The organism is Blastococcus mobilis, assembly GCF_900188025.1.
GTDB classification, from domain to species: Bacteria; Actinomycetota; Actinomycetes; order Mycobacteriales; family Geodermatophilaceae; genus Blastococcus_B; species Blastococcus_B mobilis.
Genome location: NZ_FZNO01000006.1, coordinates 161,015 through 176,035, shown reverse-complemented (window position 1 = coordinate 176,035; position 15,021 = coordinate 161,015). Strand labels below are relative to the sequence as shown.

Below are 15,021 nucleotides of genomic sequence, written 5' to 3'. Positions count from 1 at the left end.
GCTCTCCTGCCGACCGGCGACCCCGACACCTGAGGAGAACCTCTCCGTGCTTCGTTCCATGTTCTCGGCCATCTCCGGCCTCCGCGCGCACCAGACCAAGATGGACGTCACCGGCAACAACATCGCCAACGTCAACACGGTGGGCTTCAAGGGATCGCAGACCGTCTTCCAGGACACGCTCTCGCAGGTCATCCGCGCGGGCGGGGCCCCGGCCGCGGACCGCGGTGGCACGAACCCGGCGCAGGTCGGCCTCGGCGTGAAGGTCGCCGCGATCACCACCAACTGGACCCAGGGCGCCACCCAGTCCACCGGCCGCTCGACGGACTTCATGATCGAGGGCGACGGCTTCTTCGTCACCCGCGGCACCGGTGGCGAGCAGCTGTTCACCCGCGCGGGCTCGTTCGACTTCGACGGGGCCGGCAAGCTGGTCACACCCGACGGCTCGATCCTGCAGGGCTGGATGGCGAATGCCGATGGCGTGGTCAACCCGAACGGCCCCATCGGTGACCTGTCGGTCCCCTACGGCCAGCTCGTGAACCCGAGCGCCAGCACCTCCGGGATCGTCAACGGCAACCTGCCCTCGGACGCCGCGATCGGTGCCACGGCCCAGACCGGCATCACCATGTACGACAGCCAGGGCGTCGCGCAGAAGGTCTTCTACAACTTCGCGAAGACCGGCGCCAACACCTGGGACGTCACCGTCGACCACTCCGACGGCACCAATCTGCTGCCCGCCACGCAGATCGAGTTCGACGCCGCCGGAGCCCTGATCGACCCGGCCGGCCCAGCGTTCAATCTGCCCGCGTTCACGCCTCCCGCTGCCTACGCCAGCTGGCAGAACGCCGTGACGGTGAACATCAGCGGGCTCACCCAGTACGGCGGTGCGAACACGCTGGGAGCTCCGGAGCAGGACGGGTACGCACTGGGCTCCCTGCAGTCCTTCCAGCTCGGTGCCGACGGCACGATCATGGGCGTCTACTCCAACGAGCTGCGCCAGCCCATCGGCCGCCTGGCCCTGGGCTCCTTCAACAACCCCGGGGGGCTGGAGAAGGCCGGCAACAGCTCGTTCCGGGTCGGGGTGAACTCCGGCGTGGCGCAGATCGGCACGGCGGCAGAAGGCGGTCGTGGCGCGCTGATGTCCGGTGCGCTGGAGATGTCGAACGTCGACCTCGCCGAGGAGTTCACCGGCCTGATCGTCGCCCAGCGCGGCTTCCAGGCCAACAGCCGCGTGATCACCAGCTCCGACGAGATCCTGCAGGACCTGGTCAACCTCAAGCGCTAGTTCGTCGGCCCGCCTGTAGGGCCCCGCCGCGAGCGTGCGAGCGACGGGGGGCAGGCGGGTCCTCCAGCTCCCACCTCCCCGCCATGTGAGGGCTCTGGAGGGAGGCCATGGGACGGCCCGGTCACTCCCCGCGGAGTGGCCGGGCCGTCGATTTTCCGCGGGATCCCGGGGCTATGCCGTCGTCCTCACCGGCCGTTCGGCTCAAGGAAGGGTCTTGGTGAGCCGATGAGAAGAGTGCCTTCCCGCCCCCTCCGGGCCCTACCGACCAAGAGGACCGAACCGTGATCCGTGTGACGCGCCTGAACGGTGAGCAGTTCGCGCTCAACCCCGACCTGATCGAGCGGATCGAGGCGCACCCCGACACGGTCGCCTTCCTGCTGGACGGCACCAAGTACGTGGTCAAGGAGACCGTGGACGAGGTGCTCGAGGAGATCCGGGAGTACCGCGCGGGGATCCTCGCGACGTCCTACGAGATGGACCGCGGCGAGTACCGCCCGGCCCGGCGCGAGGGCGTCGCCCCCGCGGACTCGTCGGTCGTCCCGTTCCCGAGCCGCGAGGAGCGCTGATCCATGGATCCGGCCACTCTGATCGGGTTCGCGATCTCGCTCGGTGCCCTGCTGATCTTCATGATCCTCGAAGGCGCCGACCCGATGTCGCTGCTCTTCCTCCCGGCGATCGTCCTGGTCATCTTCGCCACCTTCGGTGCGGCGCTGTCGAGCTTCACGATGAGCGACCTGAAGAAGATCCCCGCCTGGTTCAAGATGGGGGTGCTGCCTGCCAAGGTGGCCCCGCCGACCCAGCAGATCCAGACCCTGGTGAGCCTCGCCGAGAAGGCGCGCAAGGAGGGTCTGCTCGCGCTCGAGGCGCAGGTCAAGCAGATCGACGACCCGTTCCTGAAGCGCGGCCTGCAGATGGGCATCGACGGCACCGACCCCGAGGAGCTCCGCGCCGTGCTCGAGGGCGAGATCGCGGCGAAGAAGTCGGAGGACAAGGTCGCCGCGAAGTTCTTCAACCAGATGGGCGGCTACTCCCCCACCATCGGCATCGTGGGCTGCGTCGTCGGGCTCATCAACGTGATGGAGAACCTCAACGACCCGGAGTCGCTGGGCCCGATGATCGCCGCCGCGTTCGTCGCCACCCTCTGGGGCGTCATGGCAGCCAACTTCTGGTTCCTGCCCATGGGGGCCAAGATCATGCGGGTCAGCGAGCTGCAGGCCGCGCAGATGGAGCTGCTGGTCGAGGGCATCACCGAGATCCAGGCCGGCACCAGCCCGCGGGCCGTGCGCCAGAAGCTCACCGCCATGGTGCCTCCGAGCGAGGTCGAGCGGGAGGCAGCGTGAGGGAGCGTGCGGGCGCACCCATCGACGCAGCGGCCCCGCGAACGCGGCCGTCGAGCGCTGGCGAGGAGGGCTCGTGAGCACCGCCCCGCATCCGGGGCGCAGACGCCCGAAGAAGCACGAGGAGGAGGAGCACGAGAACCACGAGCGGTGGATGGTGTCCTACGCCGACATGATGACGCTGCTCCTCGTCCTGTTCATCGTGCTGTACGCCATGAGCGAGGTCGACAAGACGAAGTTCGCGGCCCTGGCCAAGGGCCTGTCGGCGAGCTTCGGGGCTCCCATCAGCGTGATGGCCGGCACGACTCCCGAGGGAGCCGTGCTCGACGGCCTGCCAGGGGCCATCGACATCGCCTCCGCCATCCCGCCGGACCCGTCGGTCCAGGACACCCAGGTCGACGCCGCCGCGGCGGCAGCCGCTGCCGAGCGGGCCGAGCGGATCGCCGCCGAGGCCGCCTCGGCCTACGACGAGCTCGCCGCCGCCCGGGCCGAGATCGAAGCCGCCCTGGCCGCGGCCGGATACGCCGACGCGGCACGCTTCGAAGTCGACGAGCGAGGCCTCGTGGTGCACATCGTCGCCGACCAGGTCCTCTTCGACGCCGAGGCGGCCGTCCTCCGCCCCGAGGGTGCAGCGATCCTCCGCGCCGTCGCACCTGCGCTGACCGATCTGTCCAACGTTCTGCGCGTCGAGGGGCATGCCAACCACCTGCCCGTCACCAAGGGCGGCCCGTGGCCCTCCAACTGGGAGCTTTCCGGCTACCGCGCCAGCACCGTGCTCCGCTACCTCGCCGGCGAGGGCGTTCCCGAACCCCGCATGTCGGCCACCGGCTACTCCTCGACCCGGCCGCTGGTCCCCCAGTCCGATCCGAACGCCCTGTCGGTCAACCGCCGGGTCGACATCGTCGTCCTGTCCAACGCCTCGGCAGAGGCCAACGCTCTGCTGCCGGGCATCGACGCCACCCAACAGGAGGCAACGCCGTGAGCACCAGAGACAAGACCTCCGAGACCGAGGAGACCGAGGGCAAGGGCGGCAAGAAGAAGCTCTTCCTCATCCTCGGCGTGGTTCTCGTGGCCGCGGCCGGGGCCGCCTACTTCTTCCTGTTCGCCAGTTCGGGCGAGGCCGAGGCCGCGCCCCCGGAGCACGGCGGGTACGTCGCCTTGCAGCCGGTGGCGGTCAACCTCGCCGGGGGTGGCTACCTCAAGGTCGGCATCACCCTGGAGATCACCACGGCGGCCGCCGGCGGCGGCCACGGCGGCGCGAGCGTCGACGGCGCCAAGGCCTACGACCAGATCATCTCGACGTTCTCGCAGGCGAACCCGGCCGACGTGGTCGGGGCCCGGGAAGCGCTCAAGGAAGCGCTGGAGCAGAAGATCATCGAGGCCTACACCGAACACGACGTCCCGATGGTGATGGGCATCTACTACACCGAGTACGTCACGCAGTGACGAGCGGTGGGCCCCGCTCCCAGCGGGGTCCGCCGCTCGTTCGCACGGCACCGGCACATCACGCACCACCACACTCCGCACCACCCGTCACACCTCTCCCGGAGGACCGGAAGCGCTCCCGCGCCGTCGGTCAGGGTCGGCCCCGGTTCCGCCGATGAGGTCTGACGTGACCCAACCCGAGACCGGACGAGCCCCCGGCAAGGCGGGCCCTCTGTCCCCGGAGGCGTCACCCACGGCACCGTCGCTCCCCGGCAGCGGGACGAGCGGGCGCAGCCGCCGCGGTGAGCCCCGCACCTACGACTTCCGCCGGCCGACGAAGCTCTCCCGTGAACACGTCCGGGTCCTGCAGATCGCCCAGGAGTCCTTCGCCCGCCAGGCGACCACCATCCTCACGACCTTCCTGCGCGCCGGTGCCCGCCTCGAGCTCGTCGGGATCGAGCAGTTCTCCTACGACGACTACCTCGTGACGCTCCCCAACCCCGTCTTCATCACCACGTTCACGCTGGAGCCGCTGGCCGGCAAGGGCCTCCTCGCGTACCCGCTGGACATGGCCATGGCCATCGTGGACCACATGCTGGGCGGCTCGGGCCGGGCCGAGCAGCCGAACCGGCCGATGACGGCGATGGAGTCCGCCATCACCGACCACCTGCTGGGCCGGCTGCTCGACGAGTTCGCCGCCTCGTTCGCCTCGATCACCGACATCCAGCCGGCGCTCAACGGGTTCGAGTACAACCCGCTGCTGGCGCAGGCCGCCTCCGGGTCCGACACCGTCATGGTCGCCACCTTCGCGATGGCCGTCGGCGCCCGGGAGGGCGAGGCGACGCTCGTCCTGCCGTTCTCCTCCTTCGCCCAGGCGCTCAACAACGCGGCCTCGCCGCAGCTCTCCGAGACGGCGCTGGCCAAGCGCAAGCGTGCCGCCGAGGCGCTCACCGCCCGGCTCAACCTCGTGCCGGTCGACGTCAGCGTGCGCTTCGCCCCGCTCACCGTCTCGTCGGCGGACCTGCTCTCCCTCGCCGTCGGCGACGTCCTCCTCCTCCGCCACCCACCGGACGCGCCGCTCGAGGTCACGACCAACGACGTGACGTTCGCCTACGCGATCGCCAGCAACCACCGGCGCCGACTGGCCGCCGCCATCGTCCCGACCCCGTACGCCGCCGCGAAGGACACAGCATGAGCACCGACACGTCCCAGGACTCCCAGACCGTCTCCGCGGTGGTCACGGCGGCCGCCCGCGCCGCCGCCACCCTGGTCCCGGCCACGGTGGAGCTGGTCCCCGGCGCGCCCGTCAGCGACCCCGACAGCGTCCCGCTCCCGCCCGGCGCCGCCTCCGCCGTCTCGGCCGGTCTGTCCGGCGAGGTCAGCGGCGACATCGTCCTGGTGGTCTCCGCCGACGTCGTCCAGGCCCTCTCCAACTCCCCCGTCGGCCGGATGGACGTCGCCACCGCGCTGCGGCCGGCCCTCGAGGCCGCCGCCGCCACGCTCGGCCGGGTGCGTATCGCCTCCGAGCGCGTCGAGGAGCCGGTCGCCGCGCTGGACGGTCTTCGGGACAAGGGCATGTTCGTCGCCGTCCCGCTCATGGCCGGCACCGAGCACCAGGCCACCTTCGCCCTTCAGGTCACCCTCCCCGCCGCGCAGACCCAGCGCGGCAGCCTGGACCTGCTGCGGCACGTGGCCATGGAGGTGACGGTCGAGATCGGCCGCACCCGCATGACCGTGCAGGAGCTGCTCTCCCTCCACCCGGGTGAGGTCGTCGAACTCGACCGCGCCGCCAGCGCTCCGGCCGACCTGCTGGTCAACGGCACCCTCATCGCCCGCGGCGAGGTCGTCGTCGTGGACGAGGACTTCGGCCTGCGGATCAGCGAGATAGTGACCGACGCCGCCGCGGAGCTGGGGCAGTCGGCGTGAGCGACCTCGTGCGCTCCGCCACCGGCACGGGGACGTGCGTGACGGGGTGGCCGAACGCCGGCGAGGTGACGGCATGACGTGGATGATCATCCGGCTGGTCCTGTCGCTGGCGTTCATCGCCGCGGTGCTGCTGTTCGCCGCGCGCGTGGCCAAGAAGCGCGGCCTGGGCCAGGGCAACGGCCTGATCGAGGTCGTCGCCCGCCAGCGCATGGGCCGGGCGAGCACCCTCAACGTCGTCCGCATCGCCGACGTCGTCCTGGTCGTGGGCGCGACCGAGGAGCAGATCACCCTGCTGGCCGAGGTGGACGGCGAGGCCGTGGACGCGGCCCTGCGGGAGCGCCGCGTGCCCGTGCACGTCGGCGCTGCCCCCGACGCCGCCACCGACCAGATCCCGGCGCTGGGGGCCCGGTCGACCAGCCCGGCACTCGCCGGTTCGGTCTTCGACCGCAACGGCTGGGGCGCCTTCGTCACCCAGCTCCGCGAGCGCACGGTCCGCCGGTCATGACCGCGTCCGTGCGCCCGCTCCGGGCGCCCGGGGGCTCCTCGACGCGGCGTCGGGCGGTCCTGGTCCTCCTGCTGTCGGCGCTGTGCACGGTGGCGGCGATGCTGCTCGCCGGGCCTGCCTCCGCCGCCCCCACCGCCCCGGTACAGCCCACGGCGCCGGTCGTCCCCGGGGACGGCAACGTCGACATCTCGATCGGCGACGGTTCGCCCAGCAGCTCGATCACGCTGATCCTCGCGATCACGGTGCTCTCCGTGGCGCCGTCGGTGCTGCTCCTCTGCACCTCCTTCACCAAGATCATCGTCGTCCTGGGACTGACCCGGAACGCCCTGGGGCTGCCCTCCGCGCCGCCCAACCAGGTGCTCACCGGCATCGCGCTGTTCCTGACGCTGTTCGTGATGGGGCCGGTGTTCGCCGACATCAACGAGATCGCCCTCCAGCCCTACATGGACGGGACGATCACGGTGTCGCAGGCCTACGACTCCGGGGTCGTCCCGCTGCGCGAGTTCCTGCTCAGCAACACCCGCGAGGACGAGCTCCAGCTGATGATCGGGCTCTCCGGCGAGGAGGCCCCGGCGACCCCGGCCGAGGTGAGCATGACCACCCTCGTCCCGGCGTTCGTGCTGTCCGAGCTCAAGAGCGCCTTCATCATCGGGCTGGTCGTCTTCATCCCCTTCCTGGTGCTGGACATGCTGGTCAGCGCCTCACTGATGGCGATGGGCATGATGATGGTGCCGCCGACCATCGTGTCGCTGCCCTTCAAGCTGCTGCTCTTCGTCGTCGTGGACGGCTGGGCGCTGATCACCACCGCGCTGGTGGGTTCGTACGGCGGGGGCGGCTGATGCCGAACGCGCGTGCGGGTGCACCGATGGGCACCGCGACCTCCTCGCTCACCGGTACGACGGGCGTCGGGGAGGAGTCGTCGTGAGCGACGCCGACGTCACCGAGATCGCCGCTCAGACGATGCTGGTCGCCGCGAAGGTGGCCGCCCCCATTCTGGTGACCGCCCTGCTGGTCGGCTTCCTGATCTCGCTGTTCCAGGCCGCCACCCAGATCCAGGAGCAGACCCTCTCGTTCGTCCCGAAGATCATCGCCGTCGCGATCGCGCTGCTGGTCACCGGCAACTGGGTGCTCGCCGAGCTGGTCAGCTTCACCCAGGGCCTGTTCGACCAGCTGCCGGCGCTGCTCGACCGGACCTGACGCCGCGATGGACCTCTCGGTCCCGGCGGTCACGCTGGCGGCACTCCTGCTCGGGACGGCGCGCGCCACCGGCTTCGTGCTGTTGGCCCCGCCGTTCAACTCCCGCACCATCCCGGCGCCGGTCAAGGGCGCCTTCGCGATGGCGCTGTCGCTGCTGCTCTCCACCCAGATCGCGCCGTCGCTGCCCGAGCCGACCGCCGGCTTCCTCGTGGTCGCCGCGGTGACCGAGGTGATCATCGGAGCGGCACTGGGCTTCGTCGTCCAGGTGTTCTTCAGCGCGGTGCAGATGGCCGGCGACCTGCTCGACGTCACCGGCGGCTTCTCGCTGCAGCCGGCCTACGACCCGCTGTCCATGACGCAGAACTCCTCGGTCGGGCGCCTGCACTACCTGCTGGCGATCACCCTGCTGTTCACCAGCGGCGGACACCTGCTCATCGTCAAGGGCTTCGCGACGTCCTACGTGGGCCTGCCCGTCGGCGGTGAGGTGCCCACCGACCAGATCGCCGCGGTCCTGGCGACCGCGTTCTCGATGATGTTCCTGGCCGCCCTCCAGATCGCCGGCCCGATGGTGGCGGTGCTGCTGCTCGCCGATGTCGCGCTGGCGCTGCTCAGCCGGGCCGCGCCGGCGCTGAACATCTTCTCCTTCGGGTTCCCGCTCAAGATCCTGCTGACCCTCACGATGCTGGGCCTGACCTTCCCGCTCCTCCCGCCCGCGCTGGACGCGTTGCTGGACCACGCGACCCGCGCGATGGTCTCCCTCCGGAGCGGCTGATGGCCAAGGACGGTCCCGGCGGGGAGAAGACCGAGAAGCCCACTCCGCAGCGCCTGAAGAAGGCGCGCAAGGAAGGACAGATCCCGCGGACCCAGGAACTCGGTACCTGGCTGGGCGTCGCGGCGGCGAGCTTCCTGCTGCCGATGCTGGTGGGCAACGCGTTCGACGCCGTGCAGAAGCTCTTCGTGCAGATCGGCTCGGTGGCCAGCAACCCGGAGCCGGGCGCGCTCTCGGTGCTGATGGGGCAGGCGCTCACCGCCTTCATGACCACCCTGCTGCCCATGGCGCTGGGGATGATGGTCGTCGGCACCGTGGCCGCGGCCGCACAGGGTGGGGTCAGCTTCGCGGCCAAGCCGATGAAGCCGACGATGAAGAAGCTGAATCCCTTCCCCGGGATCAAGCGGATGTTCGGCACCCAGGGCCTGTGGGAGTCGGTCAAGGCGCTGATCAAGACGGCGGCCCTGGGAACCGTCGTGATCATCACCAGTGACCGGGCGCAGGCGCTGGTGTCATCGGCCGGCGCCCTCCCGCTGTCCGCCGTCGCCGCCACGTTCACCGACTCGGCCATCCTCATGTTCCGGGTCGTCGCCGTCACCGGGCTGGTCATCGCCGTGGCCGACTACGTCGTCGTCCGGATGAAGATGATGAAGCAGCTCAAGATGAGCAAGTACGAGATCACCCAGGAGCACAAGCAGTCCGAGGGTGACCCGTACATGAAGGCGCACCGTCGCGGCGTCCAGATGGCGATGTCGCGGAACCGGATGATGAGCGAGGTCGCCGACGCCGACGTCCTGCTGGTCAACCCCACCCACGTCGCGGTCGCACTCAAGTACGACCCGGCCAAGGGCGCTCCGCGGGTCGTGGCGAAGGGCGCCGGCGAGGTCGCCGCCAAGCTGCGCGCACTCGCCCAGGAGGCGCGGGTGCCGATGGTGCAGGACGTCCCGCTGACCCGTGCGCTGCACGCGTCCTGCGACCTCGGCCAGGAGGTCCCCGCCCAGCTCTTCACCGCCGTCGCGCGCGTGCTGGCCTTCGTCATGCACCTGGGGGCCCGCGGCGTGAAGGGCGGCTTCCACCGGCCGGGCTTCGAGCCACCCGAGGTGGAGGGGCTGCCCAAGGCCGGCCGCCGCCGCGTCACCGCCTGAAAGAGGACCCCTCTGCCCTCCCACCACTCGCACGCTCGCGGCGGGCCCCTGCAGAGGGGCCGTCACGGACGCGGGGTACCAGGTCGTCGGCGGGCTGCCGATGAGAAGGACGTGAGCCCGCGTCTGCCCTGCGCCCCCGGAGTGGGCGCGTGAAGGGCATCGGCAAGGCGGCCGTCCCCATCGGGGTCGTGTCGATCGTGCTCATGCTGGTCGTGCCGCTGCCGGCCGCGCTCCTCGATCTGCTGCTCGGCCTGAACATCACCGCGTCGCTGCTGATCCTGCTGGTCGCCATGCAGATCAAGAAGCCGCTGGACTTCGCCGTCTTTCCGTCACTGCTCCTCGTGGCCACCCTGTTCCGGTTGTCGCTGAACGTCTCCTCCACCCGGTTGGTCCTCACCGACGGCTACGCCGGCAAGGTCATCGAGGCCTTCGGGCACTTCGTGATCGGCGGCTCGCTGGTCGTCGGTCTGGTGATCTTCCTGATCCTGACGATCGTCCAGTTCGTCGTCATCACCAACGGTGCCGGCCGCGTGGCCGAGGTCGGTGCCCGGTTCACCCTCGACGCGATGCCGGGCAAGCAGATGGCGATCGACGCCGATCTGAACGCCGGACTGATCAACGAGGCGCAGGCCCGCAAGCGCCGCCACGAGGTCACCGCCGAGGCGGACTTCTACGGCTCGATGGACGGCGCCAGCAAGTTCGTCAAGGGCGACGCCATCGCCGGCATCATCGTCACGCTGGTCAACCTCATCGGCGGGTTCGCCATCGGCGTCATGCAGCGGAGCATGGAGCCCGGCGAGGCCGTCTCGACGTTCTCGCTGCTGACCGTGGGCGACGGCCTGGTCTCCATGATCCCGGCCCTGCTGATGTCCACCGCGACCGGCATCATCGTCACGCGCTCGGCCACCGAGGGCGACATGGGCACCGACCTCCTCGCGCAGCTGGGCCGCTTCAAGCAGCCGGTGCGGATCGCCGGCGGCGCGGCCATCGCGATGTGCCTCATCCCCGGACTGCCGAAGCTGCCGTTCCTCGTGATCGGCGCCGGTTTCCTCATCGTCGCGACCCGGATGTCGGAGACCCCGGAGGTCGACGAGGACGCCGAGGCCGCCGCAGCCGCGGGGGACGACGAGCCCACGCCGGACTCCCCCGAGGCGATCGTCGAGAAGATGCGGGTGGACCCGCTGGAGCTCGAGGTGGCCTTCGACCTGGTCGACCTGGTCGACCCCGCCCGCGGTGGGGACCTCCTCGACCGGGTCAAGGCGCTGCGCCGCAAGGTCGCCATGGACACCGGCCTGGTGATCCCGCTGGTGCGTACCCGCGACAACCTGGACCTGCCCGGCTCGCAGTACGTCATCTGGCTCAACGGCGTCCCCGCGGCCAAGGGCATCTCCCCCGCCGGCACCATCCTGGCGATCGGCGACAACCTCGACGGCCTCCCGGGCAAGGCCACGCGCGAGCCCGTCTTCGGGCTGGCGGCCAAGTGGGTGCCGGTCGAGCTGCAGCGCCAGGCCGAGATGGCCGGAGCGACCGTCGTCGACCGGTCCTCGGTCATCACGACCCACCTCGCCGAGGTCGTCCGGCAGAACGCTGCGGATCTACTCGGTCGCGAGGACGTGCGTCTCCTGGTGGAGATGGTCCGCCGGACGCACCCCGTCGTCGTCGAGGAACTGACTCCCACCCTGCTGACCCTGGGAGAGGTGCAACGCGTGTTGCACGCGTTGCTCGAAGAGGGTGTGTCGATCCGAGACCTGGTCCGCATCTTCGAGGCACTCTCTGTACGTGCGAAGACGTCCGCCGATCTCGACGGTCTCGTCGAGGCGGCCCGGGCGGCTCTCGGCTCGGCGATCAGTCACCCGTACGTGACGCCCGACGAGCGCCTGCACGTCTTCACGCTGGATCCCGGCTTCGAGCAGCGGCTGCTCGAGTCGATCCGGCAGAGCGACGCGGGCATGGTCCTGGCGCTGGACGCCGCCGGCATCGACGCCCTCGTCAACGGCTGCAGCGGTCTGCTCGAGGACGCCGAGCGCTCCGGCCTCTCCCCCGTCCTGGTGTGCTCGCCCCAGGTGCGTGCCGCACTCGCGCGCCTGATGCGCCAGGTCCTCCCCCGGCTTCCGGTGATCTCCTACGCCGAGGTCTCCCGGACAGCGCAGATCGAATCGCTGGGAGTTGTGAGCGGTGCCGTTGCGATCCGTTGAGGCCGCCTCGCGCGACGACGCGATCGCAGCCGCCCGCGAGCAGTTCGGCCCCCACGCCCGTGTCGTCGGCGTGCGCCGCGTCCGTTCCGGCGGGGTGCTCGGGTTCTTCGCGACCGAGCGCTACATCGCCGAGGTGGCCGAGGGCGCTCTCGACACCACCGGCCGTCCGGCTGTTCCGGCGCGTGCCCGAGCCGACGACGATGCCCTGCCCGCCGACTTCTCCTCACCGCTGGCCTCGGCCGCCCCGGCCCGCGCCCGCGTGACCGCCCCCGCCCGGAACGGCGCTGCGGCGTATGCCGCGGAGGCCGCGGCCCGGTCGGCCGACGACATTCCCCCAGCGGCCCGTGCGGCGGCCGCGGCCGCACGCGCGGCACGCTCGGTCACCCCCGCCCCCGTGGCCACGCCGGCTCCGGCGCCCGCCGCTGCCCAACCGCGCACCGCCGCTCCGACGTGGGCGGCGTCGCGGCCGGCTGCCCCTCCGGCGGAGGATGCGCGGGTCAGCGAGCTGGTGGGGCTGCTGGCCGCCCAGCTGCCCGAACCCGCCACCCCGACCTATTCCCGGGCCACGTTCCCGCGCGCTTCCTCCCCGCGCGCGGGGGCCGTGTCCCGGTCCCAGGCCTCCGTCCGCGACGAGGACGACGAGGTCCGTCCCACCGTCCGCGAGGAGGACCAACGCGTCGTTCCCGACGCGCCCTCCCCGTTCACCGCCGCGCTCGCGCGGATGGTCGCCGGGGACCAGGACGTACGACAGGCGGTCCAGGAGGCTCTGGCTCAGCCGGAGGCGACGCGTCCGCACGATGATGCCGAGCCCTGGCCGGTCCGGTCCGACCCCGTCCCGACAGCAGGTTCATCGGTCCCGTCGCCCGCGGCGCGCCAGGAGGAGGAAACGGTGGGAGATCAGGTCGTCGCGCCGCCCTCCACGACGGATCGACCGGTCGAGGTCCCCCAGTGGGCAGCCGCGCCCGAGGTCGCCGCGGCGTCGGTCTCCCCGCGGGAGGAGGCCATCGCCGACCTGCTGCGCGGCGCCCTCGCCCAGGGGCACTCCGACGAGGCCCTCGCCGGCATCCTGCGCAAGGTCCTGGCCGGGGCGGCCCCTCAGACGGCGCTGACCGAGCCGGAGATCGCCGCGACCGCTGAGCCGGTTCTCGCCGTGCCGGTCGAGCCGGTCTTCGCGGTACCCGCCGAGCCGGTCTTCGCGGTACCCGCCGGGCCCGAGTTCGCGGTGCCCGCCCAGCCCGCCTCCCCCGAGTCCGTTCTGGCCGTGCCCGCCGAGCACGTCGTCGCCGAGCCCCTTGTCGCCGTGCCGGCCGAGGACGTCGTCGCCGAGCTGCCGCCTGCCGCCGCTCCGTCGCCCGCTCCCGTCACCACCTGCGGTCCGGGGGACCAGATGTGGGGCACGTCGTCGTCGGCACCGCTGTGGGGTGAGGCCACGAGCCCGCGCGCGGTGACGACCGACGCCCCGATCTGGGCCGGAGTGACGTTCCAGGAGTCCACCTCCGCCTCGCTCTTCCCTTCGTCCCCGGAGGACCAGGCCGTCACGGCCGCCTCGGCCGAGGCGCCGGTGGCTCACGAGCCGGTGGAGGCCCTCGTCATCGACGCGCCCGCCATCGAGGAGCCGGTCGCCGAGGCACCCGTCGCGGAGCCCCCCGTCGCGGAGGCACAGGCGGTCGAGGAGTTCGTGGAGCAGCACCTCGAGGAGTCCGCAGTGGCCGAGCCGGCGCCCCTGCTGGCTCGTACCGCGAGCGATCCGGCGCCGATGATGACCTTCGACGCGACCACCGTCATGCCGCCGTTGTCGCTGCTGCCCCCGCTGCCGTCCTCACGTGGTCGCGGGCGCCCCCCGGTGCCGCCGGCCGCGCCGCGACAGAGCGCCTCCCCCTCGGCGCGGTCGTCGGCGCCCGCTGCGCCCGCAACCACACCGGGTGCCGCGGACGAGCAGGAGCACGCCGGGTTCCTGGGCATCGACACGTCCTCCGCTCCGCTGCCCGCGCCGGTCGTCGACACCCCCGAGCCGGCCGCGCCGGCTCCGCACACCCGCACGCTGGCGACGGTGACCCGGCTGCCCGTGGCTCCCCTGATGCCGACCGCGGACATCGCGGAGCTGCCCGAGGAGTTCGACGAGCTGGGCGCCGAGGAGCTGCGCAGCGCAGCCGCACCGGCGGATCCTGTCGCTCCCACGGTGGTCGGGCAGGGCGACGTCGCGAGCCGGCTGGAGCTGCTGGGTGTCCCGGCCGACATGCTGGGCAGCACCTTCGCCGAGGACGTCGCCGAGCGAGGCACCTACGCGGCGCTCACCCGCAGCCTTGCGCTGCGCCTGCCCCAGGCTCCCGAACTGCCCAGTGGCGCCGGCGAAACCGTGTTCGTGGTCGGCCCCGGGGTCGACGCGCTCCGTGCCGCCCGATCGCTGGCCGCATCGCTGCGGCTGGACCCCGACCGCGTGCAGTGGGCGACCCGTGGCGACCTCGCCGGGCTCGCCCCGACGACCAGCCGGGTGACCACTGTCGACGCCGCCATCGAGCACCGCCAGGAGTCGGTCACCGCCGGCACGGTGACCATCGTGGCGGTCGACGCGCCGCTGCGGAGCGACACCTACTGGATGGCCCAGATGATGACCGTCTGGACGCCGGTCGCGGTGTGGGCGGTCGTCGAGGCCACCCGCAAGCCCGAGGACCTGCTGCCGTGGATCGACCGCCTGCCCCGGGTCGACGCCCTGATCGTGCAGGACACCGACCTCAGCGCCGACCCCGCCGCCGTCCTCCGCCGGGTGAACGCACCCGTGGCCCTCCTCGACGGCGTCCAGGCCACGCCGCACCGCTGGGCCTCGCTGCTCTGCGAGCGGCTGGAGAGCACGACGACATGAGTCCGCTGCGCTGGGACGTTCTCCTCGTCGGGTTCGTGCTGGCCCTGCCGGTGCTGGCGCTCGGGCTCCGGGGGGACCTGTCGACCGAAGAGATGATGATGCGGGTGCTGTGGTGCCTCGGCGCCGGCTGGGCCGTGGTGGCGGTGCTCCGCCTCGCCAGCACTCCCCGACCCTCCGCGCCGGCGGGCAAGGGTCCGCAGCGGTCCGCGGATGCCTCCACGGGGACCGAGAACCACTCCCCCGCCCTCTGACCCACCGGACCGCTGCCCGGTCGGCCGCGCTCGTGGAGCGGATCTCGCGCTTCAGAGGTCCCGCAGGGCGCCGAGAGCGCGAGAAACACCCACGGACCGGACGTCCACAGGGCAGCCGGCTGTCCACTG

General features: G+C 71.7%; 15 protein-coding genes. All 15 read left to right on the top strand.

Annotated elements, in window-relative coordinates; all coding sequences use genetic code 11:
* Nucleotides 1–46 precede the first annotated feature (46 nt).
* The 15 genes from CHB94_RS07610 to CHB94_RS07540 all read left to right on the top strand — a co-directional run bounded on the left by CHB94_RS07610 (nt 47) and on the right by CHB94_RS07540 (nt 14,892).
* Complete coding sequence (locus tag CHB94_RS07610; protein WP_089335970.1) at nt 47–1,282, top strand: flagellar hook protein FlgE; 1,236 nt, start codon at nt 47–49, stop codon at nt 1,280–1,282.
* Between the two features lie 281 nt (nt 1,283–1,563).
* Nucleotides 1,564–1,848, top strand: a complete 285-nt coding sequence (locus tag CHB94_RS07605) for a flagellar FlbD family protein (RefSeq protein ID WP_089335969.1) — start codon at nt 1,564–1,566, stop codon at nt 1,846–1,848.
* Nucleotides 1,849–1,851: 3 nt separating this feature from the next.
* Nucleotides 1,852–2,622 (top strand): motility protein A, encoded by a 771-nt coding sequence (locus CHB94_RS07600; RefSeq protein WP_089335968.1) that lies wholly within the window; start codon nt 1,852–1,854, stop codon nt 2,620–2,622.
* Nucleotides 2,623–2,695: 73 nt separating this feature from the next.
* Nucleotides 2,696–3,601: an OmpA/MotB family protein gene (locus CHB94_RS07595; protein WP_089335967.1), complete on the top strand. Its 906-nt coding sequence runs from the start codon at nt 2,696–2,698 to the stop codon at nt 3,599–3,601.
* Nucleotides 3,598–4,065, top strand: coding sequence for a flagellar basal body-associated FliL family protein (locus CHB94_RS07590; protein ID WP_089335966.1), 468 nt, complete (start codon nt 3,598–3,600; stop codon nt 4,063–4,065). Before CHB94_RS07595 ends, CHB94_RS07590 begins: the two co-directional genes overlap by 4 nt.
* Before the next feature lie 166 nt (nt 4,066–4,231).
* A complete protein-coding gene (locus CHB94_RS07585; RefSeq protein ID WP_254920474.1) occupies nt 4,232–5,239 on the top strand; it encodes a flagellar motor switch protein FliM in 1,008 nt (335 codons plus the stop codon).
* Nucleotides 5,236–5,970 (top strand): flagellar motor switch protein FliN, encoded by a 735-nt coding sequence (gene fliN / locus CHB94_RS07580; protein WP_089335964.1) that lies wholly within the window; start codon nt 5,236–5,238, stop codon nt 5,968–5,970. Before CHB94_RS07585 ends, fliN begins: the two co-directional genes overlap by 4 nt.
* A 73-nt stretch (nt 5,971–6,043) precedes the next feature.
* Entirely contained in the window at nt 6,044–6,475 is a 432-nt protein-coding gene (locus tag CHB94_RS07575; RefSeq protein WP_089335963.1) for a FliO/MopB family protein, read from the top strand.
* Nucleotides 6,472–7,314, top strand: coding sequence for a flagellar type III secretion system pore protein FliP (fliP, locus tag CHB94_RS07570; protein ID WP_089335962.1), 843 nt, complete (start codon nt 6,472–6,474; stop codon nt 7,312–7,314). The genes CHB94_RS07575 and fliP overlap by 4 nt, the downstream gene beginning before the upstream one ends.
* Before the next feature lie 82 nt (nt 7,315–7,396).
* Nucleotides 7,397–7,672: a flagellar biosynthesis protein FliQ gene (fliQ, locus tag CHB94_RS07565; protein ID WP_089335961.1), complete on the top strand. Its 276-nt coding sequence runs from the start codon at nt 7,397–7,399 to the stop codon at nt 7,670–7,672.
* Between the two features lie 7 nt (nt 7,673–7,679).
* The gene (gene fliR, locus CHB94_RS07560) at nt 7,680–8,444 is read left to right on the top strand and encodes a flagellar biosynthetic protein FliR (protein ID WP_089335960.1); all 765 of its coding nucleotides are present in this window, start codon (nt 7,680–7,682) and stop codon (nt 8,442–8,444) included.
* Nucleotides 8,444–9,586, top strand: coding sequence for an EscU/YscU/HrcU family type III secretion system export apparatus switch protein (locus tag CHB94_RS07555; protein ID WP_089335959.1), 1,143 nt, complete (start codon nt 8,444–8,446; stop codon nt 9,584–9,586). The genes fliR and CHB94_RS07555 overlap by 1 nt, the downstream gene beginning before the upstream one ends.
* Before the next feature lie 149 nt (nt 9,587–9,735).
* Complete coding sequence (flhA, locus tag CHB94_RS07550) at nt 9,736–11,781, top strand: flagellar biosynthesis protein FlhA (RefSeq protein ID WP_089335958.1); 2,046 nt, start codon at nt 9,736–9,738, stop codon at nt 11,779–11,781.
* Nucleotides 11,762–14,641: a hypothetical protein gene (locus CHB94_RS07545; RefSeq protein ID WP_089335957.1), complete on the top strand. Its 2,880-nt coding sequence runs from the start codon at nt 11,762–11,764 to the stop codon at nt 14,639–14,641. Before flhA ends, CHB94_RS07545 begins: the two co-directional genes overlap by 20 nt.
* Nucleotides 14,638–14,892 carry a hypothetical protein gene (locus CHB94_RS07540; protein ID WP_089335956.1) on the top strand — a complete coding sequence of 85 codons (255 nt, stop codon included), beginning with the start codon at nt 14,638–14,640 and terminating at the stop codon, nt 14,890–14,892. Before CHB94_RS07545 ends, CHB94_RS07540 begins: the two co-directional genes overlap by 4 nt.
* Nucleotides 14,893–15,021 lie beyond the last annotated feature (129 nt).